Source organism: Streptomyces sp. NPDC026062 (assembly GCF_055568375.1).
Genome location: NZ_JBVHOQ010000001.1, coordinates 207,934 through 228,323 on the forward strand (window position 1 = coordinate 207,934; position 20,390 = coordinate 228,323).

The following is a 20,390-nucleotide window of genomic DNA, read 5'->3' on the forward strand; positions in this document are numbered from 1 at the left end:
CCGGGCGGGGCGTACCCACATCCGCGCGGGGCGGGGGAAGGTTGGTTATCCTGAACAGAGTTCCAGGTCATCAGGGTGGGCCCCGTCGGCCGCAGGCGCGGGCCGCGCGCCCGTCGAGGGGAGAGTCACGTACAGGGTCCAGCCGCGAGCCGTGGTTCGGCCAGGAAGGCCGAGCAGGCGTGGAACCTGGCGATGGCGATGATGCAGCGCGGGGACACCGCGGGCGCGGGCGCGCAGTTCGCACTCGCCACGACCCACGACCCTTCCGCAGCCGACGCGTGGCTGGGGCTGCACGCCACCGGTCTGCGGCAGCAGGAGGCGCTGGATGCCATGCTCCGGTGTTCCGGGACCTTCGGTGCGCTGCGGACGAAGTTCGGGCTGCCGCTGCGGTCCACCTTCCAGATCGGCCACTACGTCACCTTCCGCCTGGAGAACGCTCGCGACCTGTGGCTGGCGGCCATGTCCTCGTTGCTGGACAAGAAGCGGGCCGACGAGGCGTGGGCCGGGCTCTCGACCGCACAACTCGACTGCGACGAGACCAGGTTCGTCTGTACGCGCTACGCGTTCGTCAAGGAGGACTGGGCTCTCGTCCTACGGTTCGCGACCGGTATCGGTGACGCCTTCCTTTACGACGAGGCGCAGTTGTACGTCGGCGCGGCACTCTTCGCCCAAGGCGTCCACCACGAGGCGCTGAACGTCCTGGCGCCGTTGCCCCGGAAGCTGGAGAAGGGCAGCCGCTTCGATGCCGAGACGAAGTACTTCATGGGACGTTCGCTGGAGGAACTGGGGAGGCAGGAGGAGGCGTTGAAGCGATACCAGTACGCCTTCCGCTGTGCGCCCGGCCTCTTCGACGTGGACGCCCGCGCCCAGGCCCGGCCCGCCCCTGCCCCCGCGCCCCCGGCCCCTCGCGCCCAGGACCTGGTTCCGCCGAGGCCGCGACAGCCGGTGGCGTCGTCACCTGCCCTTACGTCACAGACCGGAGCCCCGCCGTCCACGAGTGGCACCGCGGACGACGGACCCGATTCCGGCGGGCTGTCCACCGAGGCGAGGGCGCGGCTCCTCGCCGAGGCACAGAAGTCGCTCGACGGCATGATCGGCCTTGAGCCGGTGAAGCGGCAAGTGCTCACCCTGATGGCACAGTTGCGCATGGCCGCGCTGCGGGAGGAGCAGGGCCTTCCCGGAGGTGCCAAGCCCCGGCACTTCGTCTTCGCGGGGCCTCCAGGCACCGGGAAGACAACGGTCGCCCGCATCATCGGCAAGGTCTTCGCCGGGCTCGGGCTGCTCAGTTCGGGGCATGTGATCGAGGCCCAGCGCGTCGACCTCGTCGGGCAGCACCTGGGGTCGACGGCCATCAAGACCAGCAAGGTCATCGACTCGGCACTCAACGGGGTGCTGTTCATCGACGAGGCGTACGCCCTGTCCAACAGCGGGTACAGCGGCGGCGACGCCTTCGGGGACGAGGCGTTGCAGGTCCTCCTGAAGCGGGCCGAGGACGACCGTGACCGGCTCGTCGTCGTCCTCGCCGGATACCGCGACGAGATGGCCGGCCTGCTCGCCGCCAATCCCGGACTCGTATCGCGCTTCACCACACGCGTCGACTTCCCCTCGTACTCCGCGCAGGAGCTGGTCCTCATCGCCCGCACGGTCCTGGCCGCCCAGGGCGACGAACCCGACTCCGGGGCGGTCGAGGTCCTGGGAACGTTCTGTGCGGCGATCGTGGACAGCGGCATGGCCGACACGGTGGGCAACGCCCGGTTCGCGCGCGAGTTGTGCCAGAAGGCCTCCGCCCAGCGGGATCTGCGGCTGTACGCCGCGCATGCCGACAGCACACCGAGCCGTACGGAGATGGTGACTGTGCTCGCCGAGGACGTCGTGGCCGCACACCAGGAGCTCATGGAGTCGCATGAGAACAGCGGTTCGTAGACCGTCGGCCGTGGAATCCGGGCGCGCCCGTGCCCACGGGCGCGCACCTGTGCGTGCTCAGGGCACCTTGAAGTACGCCGGGAACTTCGGCCCCATCCACGGCTTGCGGCCCCAGGCGAAGACACATCCCCGGGCCATGGCGCCCACCGGCGAGCTGCGGCCGAGCGCCATCAGCAGGAACGTGACCGGCTCGATGGAGATGGTGCAGTCCGGGCGGTCCGGCAGTTCGTCGCCCACCACCGCCGCGCCCTGGGTGAACGTCACGCCGAAGCGGCCGCCGCCCCGGAGCCGTACCGCGTAGCGGGCGTTCAGCCCTGTTGTGGCGGCGGCGTCGGTCACCCGGGGCATGGCCTGGATCATGAACGGGAGCGCCAGCCGGACCCGGGCGGGGCCGATCATGTGCGGGCGCTTCAGCGCGCGGGCCAGGTCGTATCCGTGTCCCAGCATGTGGGTCAGCAGGTACGAGCCGAGGACCACACGGTTCATCGGGCCCATCGGCGTCATCAGGATCTCTTCCGCGGAGTGTCCGGCCGACGCTTCCAGACAGTCGGCCGCCCCCGAGACGATCAACGCGGCCAGGGGCTCCGCCGCCCGCTCACCGAAAGCGGCGAGTGCCTCCTCGTTGGCCGCGGCGATGTCCTGCGGAGTGCCGTCGCCGTAGGGGCGCGGCTGCCCGGCCGCCACATCGGCCATCAGCGCGTTGGCCTGCGCCAGGTGCGCGGCCGCCTCCCCCACCGTCCACGTCAGTCCCGGTACGGGAGCGCAGGTGTCGGGGGCGGCGCGCAGCAGCTCCGCGATCTCCTCGGCTGTCGTACCTATCGCCTCGGCCAGCCCCTCGGGCAGCACACCACGCACACCACTCACTCCCTGCCCCGTCCGTGACTCCGGCTTCACTGCGCCACCGTCCTCGTGGGACGCCGCCGCCCACGCGTCCGCCGTCCGCCCGCCGTCTGTTACCTGCGGGTACACAAGAGCAGTTCACACGGCCTCACAGCAAGGGGTGAGCACCCGCTGTCCGAACCCCTCTACGATCGAGCACGTGTGCGCAAACGTGATCATTGCCGAGGACGACGAGAAACAGGCCGAGCTCCTCCGCCGCTACCTCGAACGGGAAGGGCACGCCGTCACGGTCGTCGGCGACGGCCTCGCGGCGCTTGAGCAGGTCCGGCAGCGGGAGCCCGACCTGCTGGTCCTCGATGTGATGATGCCGCGGGCGGACGGTCTGGACGTCGTACGTGTGCTGCGCGCCGAGTGCCGGGAGCTGCCGGTACTGATGCTGACGGCCCGCACCACGGAGGACGACCTGCTGCTCGGCCTCGATCTCGGTGCCGACGACTACGTGACCAAGCCGTACAGCCCGCGGGAGCTGATGGCCCGGGTCCGCACCCTTCTGCGCCGCAGCCGGCGCACCACGGGCGCCACCGCTGCGGGCCCGGTGGACGAGGCCGTTCTGAGGGTCGGGACGCTCGTGGTCGATCCCACCCGTCATCTGGTGTCGGTCGACGGCGAGGCAGTCGAGTGCACTCCGGGCGAGTTCAGGATCCTGGCGGCGCTGGCGGCCGAGCCGGACCGGGTCTTCTCCCGGCAGCAACTGCTCGCGGAACTGCACGGATTCGACCGGTACATCAGCAACCGCACGGTCGACGTGCACGTCATGAACCTGCGCAAGAAGATCGAACCCGCGCCCCACCGGCCGGCCCGGCTGCTCACCGTCTTCGGTGTCGGCTACAAACTGACCGACCCGGCGAAGGCGGCGGCCCGTGCGTCGTCGTAGCGCGCACCCGGCCGTCCAGCAGAAGCGGGCACAGGAGCGGACAAAGGAACAGACGCAGGCACAGACACCAGCACAGGCACAGGCACAGACGCAGGCTCAGTCGAAGGCGCAGAAGCAGACGCAGACGCAGACGCAGATACCGACGCGGCCGCGCCGACTGCCGTTGCGCAAAAGCCTGTTCGCCAGGCTGCTGGCCGTATCGGCTCTGGTGGCGGCGTGTTCGGTCGCCGCCACGGCCTGGCTCGCCGTGCAGACGACGTCCGGCGCGATCCTGCATGAGCAGGGCCAGAACCTCACCACCGACGCCCGCATCTACCACAGCCTGCTCGGCTACGCGGCGGCTCACCCCACCTGGGACGGTGTCGGCGACACCGTGCGCGACCTGGCCGAGCAGTCCGGCCGGCGGATCGCACTGACCACCGAACAGCGAGCGCCCCTCGCCGACTCGGCCGCCCCGGAGAAGGCCTCGGCGCTGCCGGCCCAGGCGTCGGCGATCGTGGACCCGCTGTCGGTGGACACCGCACTGGCGGCCGAGAACGCGGGCCCGTCCGGATCTCCGGCGGACCGGGTCGATCCACGTGCGGTCGGGCCGTTCCGGCTGCCGGCCTCGGAACGTACCGCGTTGCGACAGATCGCCGACCGGGGCGTGGCCTGCCTCAGCGAGTCCGGGATCGCCTCCGACGTCGTCCGGACCGAGAGCGGGCGCCCGGTGATCCAGGTGGTGGGCAACGACCCCGACCGGCTCCAGGGAACGCGTTGCACCACTGACGCCCTGGACACCCCGACGGCCACCGAGCGAAAGGCCCTGAAGGCACTCAACCAGCTGACCGACGCGTGTCTGAAGCGTCAGGACCGCAACGGGGTGGATCTCAGGCTCGATCTTTCCTGGGGGCAGAGCGCGGCACCCGTACCCACGGCCGTACCCACCGTGCCGCCGACCGAGGCGCCCCGCACCACACCCGGCGTCGGGCCGGAGGCCGCGAGGAGCGCCGCGCCGGCCGAGACGCCCAGCGTCATGCCGAGCGCCGCCCCCTCCCCCGCCGTCGGCACCAGCGAGGACGACCGGGCCATCGCCTCCTGCGTGGGCACGGCCCGGCGTGAACAGCTCAGCTCGTACGTCGCCTCGCCCGCCCTGCTCTTCATCAGCGACACCGGTGGCACCACCGTCCCCGGATTCGACCTCTCCCCGGCGAACACCGCGAGGATCGCCGGCGCGGCCGCACTCGTCCTGGCCCTCGCGGTCGGCGCTTCGGTGCTCCTCGGTGCCCGGCTCGTCCGTCCCCTGCGCGCCCTGACGGGGGCCGCCCAGCGCATGCGGGACGGGGAGGACACCGCGCCCGTCCTGGTCACGGCGGACAACGAGATCGGGCGGCTCGCGGCCACGTTCAACGACATGTCCGCCCACCGTGCGCGGCTGGAGGCCCAGCGCAAGGCCATGGTCAGCGATGTCGCCCATGAGCTGCGCACCCCGCTGAGCAACATCCGCGGCTGGCTGGAAGCGGCGCAGGACGGGGTGGCCGATCCGGACCCGGCGTTCATCGCCTCCCTGCACGAGGAGGCCGTGCAGTTGCAGCACATCATCGACGACCTCCAGGACCTGGCCCAGGCCGACGCCGGCGCTCTGCGGCTGCACGCCGGACCGGTACGCGTCGAGGAGCTGCTCGGACAGGTGGCCGCCGCGCACCAGGCCCGAGCGGAAACGGCGGGAGTGACCCTGACGGTGGCGCCGTCGCTGCCGGGCCCTGCCGTTCCGGAGCTGACGGCCGATCCGGTCCGGCTCCGCCAGGCCATCGGCAATCTGGTGTCGAACGCGGTCCGTCACACCCCCTCCGGCGGGAAGGTCACCCTGCGTGCGTACGGATCCGAGTCGGGCGACGCGGTGCTGGTGGACGTGACGGACACGGGCACCGGCATTCCGGCCGAGGACCTCGCCCATGTCTTCGACCGCTTCTGGCGCGGCGAGAAGTCCCGCAGCCGCCGCACCGGAGGCAGCGGGCTCGGGCTGGCGATCGTACGGAAACTCGCGGAGGCACACGGCGGCACGGCGACGGCGGTGAGTGTGCCGGGCGAGGGCTCGGTCTTCACCCTGCGCCTTCCGGCCGACGGGCCGGAGGACTCGGCCTCGGCCGGTCCCGCGTCCGTCCCCTCGGCCGGTCCCGCGCGGTCCTGATGCGATGACCACAGCGTTCTGACAGCTTCTTCATAACTTCGCGCCAGCCTGTCGGTACGCCTCGCGCCGCGGTGCGCTTCCGCACCGCGGCGCCCGTCGAGGCCGACCTGGAACGGAGCCATGTTCATGCCCTTGCGTACGTCTCTGCGTACTGCTGTCCTCACCGCTGTCGCGGTCGGCGCGGTCTGCGTACCGGCAACCGCCGCTTTCGCCGACTCCTCGCCCACCGCGACGCCGTCGGCCGTGCCCGCCGAACCGAGCGCCGAGCCCTCCGCCGCGCCGACCCGGGCGCCCTCCGCCGCGACCCCGTCCGTGAGGCCGCGTGGTGGCGTGGCCGCGGGCGACAGCCCCACGCCCGCGGCTGAGGCCCCGTCGGCCGTGCCGTCGGTCGCGCCCCGGGGTGGGGTCGCGGCCGGTGAGGAGCCGGCCGGTACGTCGCCCGACGACACCGCCGCCGTCACGGGTTCCGCGGTGGCCGCGCTGCTGGTCGCCGGCGCCGGAACGGTCGTTCTGCGCCGTCGCCGTACCGTCCGCCGCAACGGCTGACCTGCCCCGCAGCCGAACAGCCCGCAGTGGCGCCGTCCTTCACCGGGCGGCGCCACTGCCGTCGTCCGAACGTCCCAGGAGCCCGCCGCCATGCCCCGTACAACGCAGCCCTTTTGGCACCGCCGCACCGCACTGCCGGTCTACACCTGCCTGGCGCTGACCGCGCTGACCGCACTCACCGGCTGCTCCGACGCCTCGCCGTCGAAGTCCCCGGCCGCCGTCGCGCAGGCCCCCACCTCGGCCGGCACCCCCGATGCCGGCACCCCGTCCGCGACCGGGAGCCCGGGGAAGGCCGCCGCCCAGGCACCGGCCCACGTCTCCATCCCCTCCCTCGGGGTGGACAGCGACATCATGCGCCTCGGCCTCAACACCGACGGCACGGTCGAAGTACCACCCGCCGAGAAGGGCATGACGGTCGGCTGGTACACCGGCGGCGCCGTGCCCGGCGAGCCGGGGCCTGCCGTACTGATCGGTCACAACGACACCCGTCTCGGCCGCGCCGTCTTCCATGACCTCAAGAAGATCACCAAGGGTGCGGACATCACCGTCCGGGACGAGAAGGGGACCGAGGTCCGTTTCAAGGTCACCGGCCGTGAGACAGCGCGCAAGACGGCGTTCCCGACGGCCCGGGTCTACGGACGGACGAAAGACCGGGCCCTTCGGCTGATCACCTGCGACGGTGCGTTCGACGCCCAGGGGCACCCCGTCGACAACCTCATCGTCTACGCGACGAGAGGGTGACGGGCCTCATCAGGACGGGCTCAGGATGAGGGCGTGGACGAATCAGGCCAACCGTTCATGATGTTCCGTCACCGCATCAGGTCCCGACAACCCCACGTGTGCCACGCACCGCTGTACGCCACATCGGGAGTACGAGTGGAGCACCGGACGGCACCACACCGGACAAACGTGCTGAAAGAACCATCGAGTCACCACTCTCGACACGGAACTTCCGCTTCCCTACAGTCGAAAACAGTCACGCAGAGTGGCTGAACGATTGCGGGAAGGTGCCATGAAACACCAGATCATGTCCGTCCTGAGCGCCACCGTCCTCGCCGCCGGAGCACTGGGGCTCGGCGCACCATCGGCCAACGCCGTGCCCGGCGGCTGCGCCTACGCTTCCTCGACCTACCGTCCGACCGTGCAATACGGAAACACGGGAGTAGCGGTCAAGCAGGCCCAGTGCCTGTCGAACGTCTGGGGCGGTGTCCCCAAGCTGACGGTCGACGGCATCTTCGGCAGCGGAACGCGCACCAAGATCAAGTGGATCCAGGGGTGCCACGGCCTGACCAAGGACGGAATCATCGGGGCCAGAACCTGGAACGCCCTCTACAACCCCGTCCCCGACTGCTACGACCCGTACCCGAAGTAGAGCCACCCGGATTCGGCCAGGGGCCCTGCCCGCGGGGAGGCGACTCCCCGGCTCGTCGAAATCAAGGGTCCCGTCGCGATGCCGGTACGGCATCGCGACGGGACCCTGCCGCACGGCAAGGGCAGCGCCCACCCGCACGACAGCCTCAGCCGTCGTCCGCTCCCGACCGCTCACGCCCCACCAGAGAAGTGGTGAGCACCATCCAGCCAATACGTTGACACGTACCTGACATTTAAAGGTCCTTGTGGGACGGTCCCTGCGTGATACCCCGTCCGCGCCTTGCCGCGTACGCGAACGGGGTGCCGTTCATCCCCCACAGGAACGCGGCACGGAGGAGTGACATGAAGCCCACACGGAAACTTTCGTGCGTCGCCGCCCTGGCGGTCGCCCTCATGGCCGGTGCGTCAACTGCCGCGAGTGCGGCAGGTCTTGCGGAGTCGCAGCAGGTCGACGGCTCCATCACGGCTGCGGGCAGCACCTGTACGTGGTCCAACGCCACCGTCACCGCGAACCCGCCCACCGCCCTGACCATCGACCGCTCGACCGTGAACAGCGGGCTGAGCTGCACCGGCGGCGCGAGCGCCACCCTCAACAACGACGCGGCACTCACCTTCGACGACACAGCCGGGACGGCGACGTCCGACCTCATCGACATCACGGTGAAGCAGAGCATCGTCTCCTGCAGCTACCGGGCCACGAACGTCGGCTGGACCCGCGACGGTTCCACGCGCACCTACCTGAACCAGGCCTTCACCGCGGCGAAGAGCTCGGGCAGCTTCCTCTGCCCCAGCTCGATCACCGCCGAGCCGGGCTCCGCCTCGCTCAGCTTCCACTGACACCGGAACCAGCACCGAGCGGGCTCCGCCGCCGGCAGAACCCCGCCGGCGGCGGAGCCCGCGCGGCGTTCGCCCGACACCCTCACGGGCGGAGCCCCCTCACCCGCTGCCCGGCGCGCCGCGCCCCGCGTGCCTGGTGGATACGGGGAGCGGCCGGAGCACGTCGGCACTTCCCCGGGAACCGTTCCGGCTCGCCGCCCCCTCCGCCCCGGGCGACCATGGAGGAGGAATCCGCCGGGGGCCGGGTCGCCGGGAGGTATCCGTGGCAGGCGAGCACTCCACCGACGTACTGATCGCCGGCGCCGGTCCGGTCGGGCTGAGTGCGGCGGCCGAGCTTCGCCGTCGCGGGGTGTCGTGCCGCGTCGTCGAGCGGCTGCCGGCCCGGCTCCCGTACGCCAAGGCCGTCGGGATCCAGCCGCGCACCCTGGAGATCTGGGACCGGATGGGCCTGGTGCGCACCGTGCTGGAGGCCGCCGTTCCGATGCGCGGACAGCTGATCCACGTCAACGGCCGCGAGGTGGCACGGATCGATCTCGTCCTCCCGCCCGAGGTGCCCTACGGGTTCGCCGCGCTTCCGCAGTACGAGACCGAGCGCATCCTGGAGGAGTACGTGGCGGGCCTGGGCACCCGCGTCGAGCGCGGAAGCGAACTGCTGTCGTTCACGCAGGACGCGAAGGGGGTCACGGCGCACCTGCGCACCGGACCCGGCGCCACCGAAGAGGTCCGCACCCGTTTCCTGGTCGGCTGCGACGGCGCGCACAGCGCCGTACGCAAGGGGCTGGGGCTCTCGTTCGAGGGCGGGGCCTTCGCCGAGGAGTACATGCTCGCGGACGTCGTGGCCGACTGGGACCTGCCGTACGGCTACGGAGTGCGGGCGAGCCGCACCGGCGAGGACGGCTCCACCGGCGATCTGCTGGTCTGTATCCCGCTCCCGGGCCACGGCCGCTACCGCATGTCCATGCTGGTGCCACCCGAACTCTCCGCCGGGGCGGCCGACGGGGCCGAGGTGGCGCACGGGCTGGAAGGCCGGCGCGTTCCGGAGCTCTCCGACATCCAGGCCGTCGTCGACCGCATCGCCCCCAGACCCGCGGCCCTGTCCCGGATGCGCTGGTCCTCCGTCTTCCGCATCAGCCACCGGATCGTCGACCGGTACGGCGAGGGCCGGGCCTTCGTCGCGGGCGATGCCGCCCACATTCATCCGCCGACCGGGGCGCAGGGCATGAACACCGGCATCCAGGACGCCTGCAACCTGGCCTGGAAACTCGCCCTCGTCGTGCGCGGGGAAGCCGGTCCCGCCCTGCTCACCAGCTACGACGCGGAACGCCGTCCGGTCGGCGAAGAGGTCGTCGGCAGGACCGTCCGGCATGCGACCCGGGGCATCGAGAACGACGCCGACGACATGGAGACGCTGATGCTCCGCGAGGCCCAGCTGCTCGTCGGGTACCGGGACGGCCCCCTCGCCTCCGCCCCGTACGGGCCGGACGACGCACCCCAGCCCGGTGACCGTGCGCCCGACTGCGCGGGGCTGACCACGCCGGTGGCCACCTACCCGCTGCGGCTGTTCGATGTCCTGCGCGGACTCACCGGACATGTGCTGGTGCGGTACGCGGAGAGGAGCGCCGACGCCGAGGCTGGTGAGGCGTCCGAGGCGGGCGGGCCGCACACCGTCACCGTGGTCGGCCGCGACTCCCCGCCGGACACTCCCGCGTACCACGACGGCGCCGGCGAGTTCGCGCGCCTCTACCGGCCCGAGGGACCCACCGGCTTCCTCCTCCGTCCGGACGGGCAGCTCGCCGCCCGTTTCCCGCTCCCCGGCACCCGGGAGGCGGTGGCCGCGTACTTCGCGACCCTGTCCGCGACGGAGTGAACCGCGGGCATGACACAACGAAAGAGCCAGGGTATTCAGCTGAATACCCTGGCTCTTGCTGGTGTCCGAGGGGGGACTTGAACCCCCACGCCCGATAAAGGGCACTAGCACCTCAAGCTAGCGCGTCTGCCATTCCGCCACCCGGACCAGGTGGTCGGCCCCGGTTTCCCGCGGCGACAAAGAAAACAATACCAGGGGTTTGGGGTCGCTCTCACCTGCATATCCGGTGGTCATCGCCCTGGTCAGTGCGGTGCGAGCGCATCAGCGGGAGGGGACGTGCCGCACGTCGGCCGAACGCGTACGGTCCGCAGTCCGCCGCGTACGCACAGTGCGTCCGGAGCGTCGATGGCCGCGTCCGTCGGCGCGCGGACCGGCCGGGTTACGTTCGCGGGCATGAGTGATCGCGGCTACCGGCCACCTCGTGCGCTGTCGCCCCTGCGTGAGCATCTGCGCGAGACCTTCTGGTTCGCTCCGACCCTGACGATGATCTGCGCCGTCCTGCTCTGGTTCGTCGCCTCGGCCCTCGACGAGCAGATCGTGGCCTACCTCCAGGACGAGCAGGCGTACGACGAGATCCAGGACCTGCTCTCGATCGCCGAGGACACACAGACGATCGTCGTCACGATCAGCTCGGCGATGATGACCTTCATCGGTGTGGTCTTCAGCATCTCGCTGGTCGCCCTGCAGATGGCGAGCGGGCAGCTCACGCCCCGGGTGGTACGGATCTTCGTACGGAGCCGGATCAGCAAACTCACACTCTCCGTCTTCCTGGCGACCTTCGTGTTCTCGCTGCTGGTCCTGAGCTCGTACGAGAGCACCGCCGATCCGCGCCACGTCGTGTCCGTCCCCTTCCTGCAGAGCGTGCTGACGGCCGTGCTCGTCGGGCTCAGCCTGCTGCTCTTCATCACGTACGTCAGCTCGACCCTGCGGCTGATGCAGGTCGGTCCCGTCGTCGACCGGATCGCCCGGGACTCCTTCCACGTGCTGCGGCGGATGCCTGTCGGCAAGCCGGAGGAAGGCGCGCTTCCCGCCGAGACCGGGCAGATCCTGCACGAGGGGCGCGCCGGGGTGCTGCGGGACGTGAACGTGGCACGGCTGGTCCGGGCCGCGCGGAAGCAGGGCGCGGTGCTGCGGCTGGTCCCCCGGCTCGGGGACTTCGTCGTACCCGGCATGCCGGTGCTGGCGGTGCACGGCGGGAGCGCCCCGTCCCGGCGCTCGCTGCGGTACACGGTGTCCGTGGGGGTGGAGCGCACGCTCCACCAGGATCTGGCGTTCGGGCTGCGGCAGCTGTCGGACATCGCTCTGCGGGCCCTGTCGTCGGCGGTGAACGATCCGACCACCGCCGTGCAGTGCCTCGACCGGATCGTGCAGTTCCTCGCGGCCGTGGCGAAGCTCCCCCTCGGTGTCGCCCACTACCGGGACCGCGCGGGGGCGGTGCGGCTCGTTCAGGATGTGCCGGGGTGGGTGGACCTCGTCGATCTGGGGTTCGAGGAGATCCGGCGGTGCGCGACCGCCAGCCCACAGGTCACCCGGCGGCTGCTGGCCGGTATCGACGACCTGGTGCTGCTGGCCGGGCCGGAGCGGCAGGATCCGCTGATCCGGCACCGGGCGCTGCTGGTGCAGGCGGTGGAGCGGACGGTGCCGGAGGCCGCCGAGCGGGAGTTCGCGCTGCTGCCCGACCGGCAGGGGATCGGGTGAGCGCTCCGCCCCCACGGGGCGGTGCCGCATGAGGGCCCCGAGGGCGCGGAGGTACGGCGCCGGCCCGGAGTAAGCCGGCCGGGGTTCCGGCCGGGCGCGCGGAACCGCGAGCGGGCCGGGGCGGCCCCTTGCCCCGGTACCCGCCGGACTCCTCTGCGGGTGTGCCACGTTCCGCGCACGGTTGCCGCACCCGGTGCCCGTACGGATCCATGACCACTCCCGGTGCTCGCACGGTCGCGCCGATCACGAAACTGCCGTACGCCCCCTGGACACCACCCACCGGATGAGGGATAACAAGGTTCATACAGTATTCGTCGACTGTATGCAATTCACGCGGAAGTGCTGGACCGGCTTCCGCGCCCCCTACGAAGGGACAGGGATCCTCATGCCCGAGGACAGCCAGGACCTCATTTCCGGAGGGCACTTGGTCGCGAAGGCGTTGAAGGCCGAGGGAGTGGAGCGCGTCTACACCCTCTGCGGCGGCCACATCATCGACATCTACGACGGCTGTGTCGACGAGGGCATCGAGGTCGTCGACGTACGCCACGAGCAGGTCGCCGCCCACGCCGCGGACGGCTACGCACGGATCACCGGGAAGCCGGGATGTGCCGTCGTCACCGCCGGGCCGGGGACGACGGACGCGGTGACGGGCGTCGCGAACGCCTTCCGGGCCGAGTCCCCCATGGTGCTGATCGGGGGCCAGGGGGCGCACAGTCAGCACCGGATGGGTTCGCTCCAGGACCTGCCGCATGTCGAGATGATGGCGCCCATCTCGAAGTTCTCCGCCTCCGTGCCGGACACCACGCGCGCCGCCGACATGGTGTCCATGGCTTTCCGCGAGTGCTACCACGGTGCCCCCGGCCCGTCCTTCCTGGAAATTCCGCGCGATGTGCTGGACGCCAAGGTGCCGGTGTCGAAGGCCCGGGTGCCGCAGGCCGGGCAGTACCGGGCCTCGACCCGCTCGCCCGGCGACCCCGAGGCGATCGAGAAGCTGGCCGACCTGCTGGTGCGTGCCGAGAAGCCGGCGATCCTGCTGGGAAGCCAGGTGTGGACCACCCGGGCCACGGACTCCGCGATCGAACTCGTACGCACCCTGAACGTCCCGGCGTACATGAACGGCGCGGGCCGAGGCACCCTCCCGCCCGGCGATCCGCACCACTTCCAGCTGTCGCGCCGCTACGCGTTCTCCAACGCCGACCTCATCGTCATCGTGGGGACCCCGTTCGACTTCCGCATGGGCTACGGCAAGCGGCTCTCCCCCGACGCCACCGTCGTGCAGATCGATCTCGACTACCGCACCGTCGGCAAGAACCGGGACATCGACCTCGGGATCGTCGGTGACGCGGACCTGGTCCTCAAAGCCGTCACCGAGGCCGCGAGCGGGCGGCTCAACGGCGGTGCGGTCAGGCGCAAGGCCTGGCTGGAGGAGCTGCGCACCGCCGAACAGAGCGCGGTCGGGAAGAGGTTGCCGAGTCTGAGGTCGGACTCCTCGCCGATCCATCCCTACCGGCTGGTCAGCGAGATCAACGACTTCCTCACCGAGGACTCGATCTACATCGGGGACGGCGGCGACATCGTGACCTTCTCCGGCCAGGTCGTACAGCCGAAGTCGCCCGGCCACTGGATGGACCCGGGACCGCTCGGCACCCTCGGCGTCGGCGTGCCGTTCGTCCTGGCCGCCAAGCAGGCCCGGCCCGACAAGGAGGTCGTCGCGCTCTTCGGGGACGGTGCCTTCTCCCTCACCGGCTGGGACTTCGAGACGCTGGTCCGCTACGGCCTCCCGTTCGTCGGCATCGTCGGCAACAACTCCTCGATGAACCAGATCCGTTACGGCCAGAAGGCCAAGTACGGAGAGGCGCGCGAGCGGGTCGGCAACACCCTGGGCGACGTCCACTACGACAAGTTCGCGCAGATGCTGGGGGGTTACGGCGAAGAGGTCCGCGACCCCGCCGACATCGCGCCGGCCCTGCGAAGGGCCCGCGAGTCGGGGCTGCCGTCGCTGATCAATGTCTGGGTCGACCCCGACGCGTACGCCCCCGGAACCATGAACCAGACCATGTACAAGTAGCCGTGCACGAGCAGCAGAGGAGCCGTTGGCATGACCAGAGCTCTTGAAGGTGTGCGCGTCCTCGACATGACGCACGTACAGTCCGGCCCCTCCGCCACCCAGCTGCTCGCCTGGCTCGGTGCGGACGTGGTGAAGCTGGAGGCCCCGAGCGGTGACATCACCCGCAGGCAGCTGCGCGACCTGCCCGATGTCGACTCCCTCTACTTCACGATGCTCAACTGCAACAAACGGAGCATCACGCTCAACACCAAGAGCGCGCGCGGCAAGGAGATACTCACCGAACTCATCCGCCGCAGCGATGTGATGGTGGAGAACTTCGGACCGGGAGCCGTGGACCGGATGGGGTTCACCTGGGAACGGATCCAGGAGATCAACCCCCGGATCGTGTACGCCTCCATCAAGGGGTTCGGCGAAGGCCCCTACACCGGATTCAAGGCGTACGAGGTGGTCGCCCAGGCGATGGGCGGCTCGATGTCCACCACCGGGTTCGACGACGGGCCGCCACTGGCGACCGGTGCGCAGATCGGTGACTCCGGAACCGGGATCCACGCGGTCGCCGGCATCCTGGCCGCGTTGTTCCAGCGCGAGAGCACCGGGCGCGGACAGCGCGTCAACGTGGCCATGCAGCACGCCGTGCTCAACCTGTGCCGGGTCAAGCTGCGCGACCAGCAGCGGCTTACGCACGGCCCGTTGACCGAGTATCCGAACGAGGACTTCGGCGACGAGGTGCCGCGCAGCGGCAACGCGAGCGGTGGCGGGCAGCCCGGGTGGGCGGTCAAGTGCGCACCCGGCGGACCCAACGACTACGTGTACGTGATCGTGCAGCCCGTCGGCTGGCAGCCGCTCGCCGCGCTGATCGGGCGCCCCGAGCTGGTGGACGACCCCGAGTGGGCCACGCCCGAGGCCCGGCTGCCCAAGCTGAACAAGATGTTCCAGCTGATCGAGGAGTGGTCGTCCGAGCTGCCCAAGTGGGAGGTCCTGGAACAGCTCAACGGGCACAACATCCCGTGCGGCCCGATCCTGTCCACCAAGGAGATCGTGGAGGACGAGTCGCTGGCCGCCAACGAGATGATCGTCCGCGTCGAACACCCCGAGCGCGGCACCTTCACCACCGTCGGCAGTCCGCTGAAGCTCTCCGACTCCCCCGTGGACGTGGTGACGTCACCGCTGCTCGGCCAGCACAACGAAGAGGTGTACGTCGGCGAACTGGGCCTCGGTGACGAGGAACTGCGGCTGCTGAAGACGAGCGGAGTCATCTGAGCATGGTCGAATCACAGGATCGCGAACAGGTCAGGCAGCTTCTCGACTCCGTCCGGGCCTCCGGTCGGACCGCGCTCACCGCTCCCGAGGGCAAGGTCGTGGCGGACGCGTACGGGATCGCGGTGCCCGGCGAGGAGCTGGCGCGGGACATCGACGAGGCGGTCGTCCACGCGGACCGGCTCGGCGGGCCCGTCGTGCTGAAGATCGTCTCGCCCGATGTGCTGCACAAGACGGATGCCGGCGGGGTGGCCGTCGGTGTCCAGGGTGCCGCGCAGGTGAGGGAGGCCTTCCGCCGCGTCGTCGAGAACGTGCTGGCGTACGCGCCGGACGCGCGGATCGACGGCGTGCAGGTGCAGCAGCTGGTTCCGCCCGGCCAGGAGGTCATCATCGGTGCGGTGACGGACCCGACCTTCGGCAAGGTCGTCGCCTTCGGTCTGGGCGGCGTGCTGGTGGAGGTGCTGAAGGACATCACCTTCCGCCTCGCCCCGGTCACCCCCGAGGAGGCGCGGTCGATGCTCGACTCGATCGGCGCGGCGGAGGTCCTGCGCGGGGTGCGCGGAGCCCCGCCGGCCGACCGGCGGGCGCTGGCCGAGCAGATCCGGCGGGTGTCCCGACTGGTCACGGACTTCCCGGAGATCGCCGAGGTCGATCTCAACCCGGTGATCGCCTCGCCGGACGGCGCGGTCGCCGCCGACATCCGGATCCTGTTGGCCACCGAGGCCGCCGGGGAGAGGCGGAAGTACAGCCGTGAGGAGATCCTCGCCTCGATGCGGCGGCTGATGGAACCGCGCTCGATCGCGGTGATCGGCGCTTCCAACGAGGCCGGGAAGATAGGCAATTCGGTGATGCGCAACCTCGTCGACGGGGGCTTCTCCGGAGAGATACACCCGGTGAACCCCCGGGCCGATGACATTCTGGGCCGCAAGGCGTACAAGAGTGTCACGGACGTTCCCGGTGAGGTGGATGTGGCGGTCTTCGCGATCCCCGCCCGGTTCGTGGCACCGGCGCTGGAGGAAGTGGGCCGCAAGGGCGTCCCGAACGCGGTCCTGATCCCGTCCGGCTTCGCCGAGACCGGTGAACAGGCGATGCAGGACGAGATCGTGGCGGTCGGCGAGCGTTACGGGGTCCGGCTGCTGGGCCCGAACATCTACGGCTACTACTCGACGTGGCAGGACCTGTGCGCCACGTTCTGCACCCCGTACGACGTGAAGGGCGGGGTGGCCTTGACCTCCCAGTCCGGCGGCATCGGCATGGCGGTCCTCGGCTTCGCCCGTTCGACGAGGACGGGTGTCTCGGCGATCGTCGGGCTCGGCAACAAGTCGGACCTCGACGAGGACGATCTGCTCACCTGGTTCGGCGAGGACCCGCACACCGAGTGCGTCGCCATGCACCTGGAGGACCTCAAGGACGGGCGCGCCTTCGTGGAGGCGGCGCGGGCGACCGTACCGAAGAAGCCGGTCGTGGTGCTCAAGGCGGGCCGGACGACCGCGGGCGCGAAGGCCGCGGGTTCGCACACCGGGGCACTGGCCGGCGACGACGCCGTGTACGACGACATCCTGCGCCAGGCGGGGGTGATCCGGGCGCCGGGGCTGAACGACATGCTGGAGTACGCGCGAGCGCTGCCCGTGCTGCCGGCACCGAAGGGCGACAACGTCGTCGTCATCACGGGCGCGGGCGGCTCCGGTGTGCTGCTCTCGGACGCGATCGTGGACAACGGTCTGTCGCTGATGGAGATCCCACCGGATCTCGACTCCGCGTTCAGGGCGTTCATCCCGCCGTTCGGCGCGGCCGGAAACCCCATCGACATCACGGGCGGTGAGCCGCCTTCGACGTACGAGGCGACGATCAGGCTCGGCATGGAGGACCCGCGCATCCACGCGCTGGTCCTGGGCTACTGGCACACGATCGTCACCCCGCCGATGGTCTTCGCCGAGCTGACCGCCCGGGTGGTCCGGGAGTTCCGGGAGCGCGGGATCGAGAAGCCGGTCGTGGCGTCGCTGGCCGGAGACACCGAGGTCGAGGAGGCCTGCGCGTATCTCTTCGAGCGCGGTGTCGTCGCGTACCCCTACACCACCGAGATGCCGGTCGCGGTGCTCGGTGCGAAGTACCGCTGGGCAAGGGCCGCGGGGCTGCTGACCTGACCCTTCCCAGGCACGAGGAGTTTGGACAGGGGGCGCTGGCCAGGTTCTTTCGAAGCCAAGGGGAGATTCATGAGCACAGACGGACAGCCGGGCGCGTCAGCCGTCGCGTACCGGGAAGTGACGGACAGCAAGGGCCGCGTCTACCGGGTCGGTGAGACGGACCGCAGCATCCTCGGTCACAGCCGCAGGATCATGGTGTACCTGCCGTGGATCGCGATGATGGCCATCAGTGTGTCGGAGTACGCCTACGGCTCCGCGGAGGACACCCTCTCCGCGGCCCACGGCTGGACACAGAGCAACACCTTCTGGATCCTCAGCGTCTGGGTGTTCTTCCAGGCGGGCATCGCGTTCCCCGCCGGGTGGCTGCGTGAGAAGAACTTACTCACCGCGCGCCGGGCCATGTTCATCGGCGCCGCGCTCTGCTTGGCCGGCTTCCTCGCGCTCTCGCACGTGGACAACGTCTTCGGAGCGATCTGCGGCTTCGGGGTCGTCGGCGGCCTGGGTTCCGGACTCATCTACGCCACCTGCATCAACATGGTGGGCAAGTGGTTCCCCGAACGGCGCGGAGCGAAGACGGGCTTCGTCAACGGCGGTTTCGCCTATGGCGCGTTGCCCTTCATCTTCATCTTCAACTACGCCTTCGACACGAGCAACTACAACGAGGTCCTCGACCTCATCGGTCTCTACGTCCTGATCGTCGTGGCGGTGTGTGCCTGGTTCTTCAAGGACCCGCCGAAGAACTGGTGGCCCGGTGAGATCGACCCGCTGAACTACACGGGCAACGCCAAGAGCGCGGCAAGCCTGGCGAAGAACCCTCCGGCCTCGAAGCAGTACACGCCGAAGGAGGCCATCCGGACGGGCATGCTGCCGCTGATGTGGATCACCATCGTCCTGACGGCCGGGGTGTCCATCTTCGGGATCTCCTTCCAGGTGGACTACGCGAAGGAGGTCGGCTTCGGTCCTCTGGTCGCGGCGTCCTCCATGGGCGTCATGGCCGTCATCAACGGGGTCGGCCGGGCGGTCGTCGGCTGGCTCTCGGACATCTGGGGGCGCAAGCTGACCCTGGTGTTCGTCATCGTCGTGCTGGGTCTCGCCCAGTTCGGCGTGATCTGGGCCGGCGACCTGCACAGCGAGTGGCTGTTCCTGTTCTTCGCCTTCCTCTCCGGCTTCGGAGGCGGTGCGTTCTACCCGATGTTCGCCGCCCTGACCCCGGACTACTTCGGGGAGAACTACAACGCCACCAACTACGGTCTCGTCTACAGCGGCAAGCTGGTCAGCGGATTGTTCGGCGGTGGTCTCGGCTCGATGGTCGTCCACTCCTGGGGCTACGACGGCGCCTACGCGCTGGCCGGGGGCATTTCCATGGTGGCGGCCTGTATCGCCCTGCTGCTGAGGCAGCCGGGACGGCCGAGGATGCGGGACATCGCGCCGAATCCGCAGCCGGTCAGCCGGGAGGCCGTCTAGGGCGGATCAGGCGCCGGGCCTCCCCGCACAGGTGCGGGGAGGCCCGGCGTACGAGCCACGGCGGGGGGCCCCTCGTGGGTCCTACTTGCGCAGTGCCGCCATGCCCTCGTAACTGATCCGTGCCTGCTTCAGGGACTGCGCGAGGTCCGTCGAGCTGGGTGCGGTGTCCTGCTCGACCATCGGGTTGCGGTAGTTCGCCTCACCGACGCGGCGGAAGAACGTCCGGTAGTCGATGACCCCGGTGCCGAAGGGAACCATGTCGTAGCCGTCGCCACTGGCCGTGTTGATGACGCCGTCCTTGGCGTGGAACAGCGGGTAGCGCTTGTTGTGGCGGCGGACGACCGCCGCCGGGTCGAAGATGTTCTCCACCTGCGATCCGTCGGGCGCGGTGTAGGTGTGGAACTTGTACTGGGCGACGTGCGCCCAGTAGACGTCCATCTCCAGCCATACGGTCTTCGGGTCGGTCACCTTGAGGAAGTGCTCCAGCTTCCGGATGCCCGAGCTGCGGGTGGGCCGCCCCTGCGCGTCCAGCGGACCGCTGTCGAGCAGGAAGCCGTAGGCCGCGTCGTGGTTGTGGGTGTACAGCTTGATGCCCGCGCGGTGGGCTGTCTGCCCCAGCGCGTTCCACTTGTCGGCAGCCACGTCCCAGTCGGCACGGTAGGCACTGCCGGTGGGGTCGCCACCGGTGCCCATGTGGTCCATGCCGAGGATGTTCGCGATCTCCAGGGTCCGCTTGAACTGGTCCAGGTCGCTCTGGCTCAGCGGCCAGGATCCCGGGATGAAGCCGTGGTTGCCCTGGGCCCGCAGCCCGTATTCGTCCAGCCACGAGCGGAGCAGCTTCGCGCCTTCCACCGTCTCCAGGTTGCTTCCGCCGGGTGCGTTGGCGTGCTGGCCGTAGCCGGCGAACTCGACCTGCTTGTAGCCGTAGCGGGCCAGCTCCTTGAAGACCGCGCGGAAGCCCGAGGGAAGGGTGGTGCTGAGCGGGTCCCGGCCCGTGGCGTCGCGCACGGTGTACAGGATGATTCCGCGCTTGTGCGCCGGGACCAGGGCCTGACCCCGACCGTGGCCGTGGTGCTGCCCCGGACCGGGTGCGGGCCGGGCGAAGGCGGGGGACGCGCCGAAGACGGGCGCGGCGATCGCCGCTGCCCCGGCGGCCGTGCAGGTGCTGAGGAAGCGGCGGCGGTCGATGCCGAGGGTGCGGCGCAGTGCGCCGTCCGTTCCGGATGCGTCGTTGTACTCGGTCACGGTCTCTCTCTTTCTCGAAGATGCGC

15 protein-coding genes and 1 tRNA gene are annotated in these 20,390 nt (G+C 70.2%); 13 read left to right on the top strand and 3 right to left on the bottom strand.

Annotated elements, in window-relative coordinates:
* Positions 1 to 192: 192 nt before the first annotated feature.
* A complete protein-coding gene (locus tag ACZ4LX_RS00895) occupies positions 193 to 1,923 on the top strand; it encodes an AAA family ATPase (RefSeq protein ID WP_467636336.1) in 1,731 nt (576 codons plus the stop codon).
* A 57-nt stretch (positions 1,924 to 1,980) separates the two neighbouring features.
* Here ACZ4LX_RS00895 and ACZ4LX_RS00900 read toward each other — a convergent pair whose 3' ends face one another.
* Positions 1,981 to 2,778: a maleylpyruvate isomerase family mycothiol-dependent enzyme gene (locus ACZ4LX_RS00900; RefSeq protein WP_467636339.1), complete on the bottom strand. Its 798-nt coding sequence runs from the start codon at positions 2,776 to 2,778 to the stop codon at positions 1,981 to 1,983.
* 184 nt (positions 2,779 to 2,962) lie between these two features.
* Between ACZ4LX_RS00900 and ACZ4LX_RS00905 the strand changes: the two genes are divergently transcribed.
* From ACZ4LX_RS00905 to ACZ4LX_RS00935, 7 genes are all read left to right on the top strand, one after another.
* Positions 2,963 to 3,697 (top strand): response regulator transcription factor, encoded by a 735-nt coding sequence (locus ACZ4LX_RS00905; RefSeq protein ID WP_467636341.1) that lies wholly within the window; start codon positions 2,963 to 2,965, stop codon positions 3,695 to 3,697.
* Between the two features lie 163 nt (positions 3,698 to 3,860).
* On the top strand, positions 3,861 to 5,867 hold the full coding sequence (locus ACZ4LX_RS00910; RefSeq protein WP_467636852.1) for a sensor histidine kinase: 2,007 nt from the start codon (positions 3,861 to 3,863) through the stop codon (positions 5,865 to 5,867).
* Positions 5,868 to 5,993: 126 nt separating this feature from the next.
* Entirely contained in the window at positions 5,994 to 6,413 is a 420-nt protein-coding gene (locus ACZ4LX_RS00915) for a sortase-dependent protein (RefSeq protein ID WP_467636344.1), read from the top strand.
* A gap of 90 nt (positions 6,414 to 6,503) precedes the next feature.
* Positions 6,504 to 7,154, top strand: a complete 651-nt coding sequence (locus ACZ4LX_RS00920; RefSeq protein WP_467636346.1) for a class F sortase — start codon at positions 6,504 to 6,506, stop codon at positions 7,152 to 7,154.
* A 271-nt stretch (positions 7,155 to 7,425) separates the two neighbouring features.
* On the top strand, positions 7,426 to 7,785 hold the full coding sequence (locus ACZ4LX_RS00925) for a peptidoglycan-binding domain-containing protein (RefSeq protein WP_467636348.1): 360 nt from the start codon (positions 7,426 to 7,428) through the stop codon (positions 7,783 to 7,785).
* Between the two features lie 341 nt (positions 7,786 to 8,126).
* Positions 8,127 to 8,621 (top strand): hypothetical protein, encoded by a 495-nt coding sequence (locus ACZ4LX_RS00930; RefSeq protein ID WP_467636351.1) that lies wholly within the window; start codon positions 8,127 to 8,129, stop codon positions 8,619 to 8,621.
* Between the two features lie 262 nt (positions 8,622 to 8,883).
* On the top strand, positions 8,884 to 10,488 hold the full coding sequence (locus tag ACZ4LX_RS00935; RefSeq protein WP_467636354.1) for an FAD-dependent monooxygenase: 1,605 nt from the start codon (positions 8,884 to 8,886) through the stop codon (positions 10,486 to 10,488).
* Between the two features lie 59 nt (positions 10,489 to 10,547).
* On the opposite strand, the gene ACZ4LX_RS00940 is transcribed toward ACZ4LX_RS00935, so the two are convergent.
* Positions 10,548 to 10,635: transfer RNA gene (locus tag ACZ4LX_RS00940), tRNA-Leu, on the bottom strand.
* A gap of 246 nt (positions 10,636 to 10,881) precedes the next feature.
* Here ACZ4LX_RS00940 and ACZ4LX_RS00945 point away from each other — a divergent pair.
* The 5 genes from ACZ4LX_RS00945 to ACZ4LX_RS00965 all read left to right on the top strand — a co-directional run bounded on the left by ACZ4LX_RS00945 (position 10,882) and on the right by ACZ4LX_RS00965 (position 19,119).
* Entirely contained in the window at positions 10,882 to 12,186 is a 1,305-nt protein-coding gene (locus ACZ4LX_RS00945) for a DUF2254 domain-containing protein (RefSeq protein ID WP_467636356.1), read from the top strand.
* A 385-nt stretch (positions 12,187 to 12,571) separates the two neighbouring features.
* Positions 12,572 to 14,254 carry a thiamine pyrophosphate-binding protein gene (locus tag ACZ4LX_RS00950; protein WP_467636856.1) on the top strand — a complete coding sequence of 561 codons (1,683 nt, stop codon included), beginning with the start codon at positions 12,572 to 12,574 and terminating at the stop codon, positions 14,252 to 14,254.
* 30 nt (positions 14,255 to 14,284) lie between these two features.
* Positions 14,285 to 15,514, top strand: coding sequence for a formyl-CoA transferase (gene frc, locus ACZ4LX_RS00955; RefSeq protein WP_467636359.1), 1,230 nt, complete (start codon positions 14,285 to 14,287; stop codon positions 15,512 to 15,514).
* A gap of 2 nt (positions 15,515 to 15,516) precedes the next feature.
* A complete protein-coding gene (locus ACZ4LX_RS00960; RefSeq protein WP_467636362.1) occupies positions 15,517 to 17,655 on the top strand; it encodes an acetate--CoA ligase family protein in 2,139 nt (712 codons plus the stop codon).
* 69 nt (positions 17,656 to 17,724) lie between these two features.
* Positions 17,725 to 19,119 carry an OFA family MFS transporter gene (locus ACZ4LX_RS00965; protein WP_467636364.1) on the top strand — a complete coding sequence of 465 codons (1,395 nt, stop codon included), beginning with the start codon at positions 17,725 to 17,727 and terminating at the stop codon, positions 19,117 to 19,119.
* Positions 19,120 to 19,200: 81 nt separating this feature from the next.
* Here ACZ4LX_RS00965 and ACZ4LX_RS00970 read toward each other — a convergent pair whose 3' ends face one another.
* The gene (locus ACZ4LX_RS00970; RefSeq protein WP_467636365.1) at positions 19,201 to 20,364 is read right to left on the bottom strand and encodes a sugar phosphate isomerase/epimerase family protein; all 1,164 of its coding nucleotides are present in this window, start codon (positions 20,362 to 20,364) and stop codon (positions 19,201 to 19,203) included.
* Between the last annotated feature and the right edge of the window lie 26 nt (positions 20,365 to 20,390).

Bases quoted from the DNA above. Each gene is read 5' to 3' on its own strand.
- ACZ4LX_RS00915 (WP_467636344.1), top strand. From the start codon at position 5,994: ATGCCCTTGCGTACGTCTCTGCGTACTGCTGTCCTCACCGCTGTCGCG.
- ACZ4LX_RS00895 (WP_467636336.1), top strand. From the start codon at position 193: ATGGCGATGATGCAGCGCGGGGACACCGCGGGCGCGGGCGCGCAGTTC.
- ACZ4LX_RS00960 (WP_467636362.1), top strand. From the start codon at position 15,517: ATGGTCGAATCACAGGATCGCGAACAGGTCAGGCAGCTTCTCGACTCC.
- ACZ4LX_RS00950 (WP_467636856.1), top strand. From the start codon at position 12,572: ATGCCCGAGGACAGCCAGGACCTCATTTCCGGAGGGCACTTGGTCGCG.
- ACZ4LX_RS00945 (WP_467636356.1), top strand. From the start codon at position 10,882: ATGAGTGATCGCGGCTACCGGCCACCTCGTGCGCTGTCGCCCCTGCGT.
- ACZ4LX_RS00965 (WP_467636364.1), top strand. From the start codon at position 17,725: ATGAGCACAGACGGACAGCCGGGCGCGTCAGCCGTCGCGTACCGGGAA.
- ACZ4LX_RS00925 (WP_467636348.1), top strand. From the start codon at position 7,426: ATGAAACACCAGATCATGTCCGTCCTGAGCGCCACCGTCCTCGCCGCC.
- ACZ4LX_RS00920 (WP_467636346.1), top strand. From the start codon at position 6,504: ATGCCCCGTACAACGCAGCCCTTTTGGCACCGCCGCACCGCACTGCCG.
- ACZ4LX_RS00930 (WP_467636351.1), top strand. From the start codon at position 8,127: ATGAAGCCCACACGGAAACTTTCGTGCGTCGCCGCCCTGGCGGTCGCC.
- frc (WP_467636359.1), top strand. From the start codon at position 14,285: ATGACCAGAGCTCTTGAAGGTGTGCGCGTCCTCGACATGACGCACGTA.